Source organism: Kitasatospora sp. NPDC022856 (genome assembly GCF_055561235.1).
The window spans coordinates 1-1,142 of sequence record NZ_JBVHHE010000147.1; the positions used below are offsets into that span (position 1 = coordinate 1).

At 67.7% G+C, this 1,142-nt stretch carries 1 protein-coding gene; it reads right to left on the bottom strand.

Annotated features, from left to right (window positions below; all coding sequences use genetic code 11):
• Nucleotides 1-1,142, bottom strand: a 1,142-nt coding sequence (locus tag ACZ34W_RS38750; protein ID WP_465611217.1) for an acyl-CoA dehydrogenase family protein, incomplete at both ends; no start/stop codon positions are given.

Below are 1,142 nucleotides of genomic sequence, written 5' to 3' on the forward strand. Positions count from 1 at the left end.
ACGGCAGGTTGCGGGCCATGACGATCCGCTGGACCTGGTTGGTGCCCTCGTAGATCTGCGTGATCTTCGCGTCCCGCATCATCCGCTCCACCGGGTAGTCCCGCGTGTACCCGTACCCACCCAGCAACTGCACCGCGTCCGTCGTGATCTCCATCGCCGCGTCCGACGCGAAACACTTCGCCGACGCCCCGAAGAACGTCAGATCCGCGTCCCCCCGCTGCGACTTCGCCGCCGCCGCGTACGTCAACTGCCGCGCCGCCTCCAGCTTCATCGCCATGTCCGCCAACATGAACTGCACACCCTGGAAATCACCGATCGGCTTCCCGAACTGCCGACGCTCCCGCACATACCCCTTCGCGTAGTCCAACGCCCCCTGCGCGATCCCCACCGCCTGCGCCGCGATCGTCACCCGCGTGTGGTCCAGCGTCCGCATCGCCGTCGCGAACCCCGACCCCTCCGCACCGATCATCCGATCCGCCGGAATCCGCACATCGTCGAAGTACACCTCACGCGTCGGCGACCCCTTGATCCCCAACTTCCGCTCCGGCGCCCCGAACGACACCCCCTCGTCACCCTTCTCCACCACGAACGCCGAGATCCCCTTCGACCGAAGCTCCGGATCCGTCACCGCCATCACCGTGTAGAACTCCGACACCCCCGCGTTCGTGATCCAGCGCTTCACCCCGTTCAGCACCCAGAAATCACCGTCCCGCACCGCACGCGTACGCATCCCCGCCGCGTCCGAACCCGCCTCCGGCTCCGACAGGCAGTACGAGAACATCCCCTCACCCCGCGCCAGCGCCCCCAGGTACTTCGCCTTCAACTCCTCCGACCCCGCCAACTGCACCGGCAACGACCCCAGCTTGTTCACCGCCGGGATCAACGACGACGAGGCACACACCCGCGCCACCTCCTCGATCACGATCACCGTCGCCAGCGCGTCCGCCCCCGCACCACCGAACTCCTCCGGCACGTGCACCGCGTGCAGGTCGTTGCCCCGCAACGCGTCCAACGCCTCCCGCGGGAACCGACCCTCCTCGTCCACCTCCGCCGCGAACGGAGCGATCTTCGCCTCGGCCAGCGAACGCACCGCCTCACGCAGCATCTCGTGCTCCTCGGAGATCCGGAAGAGATCGAAGTCC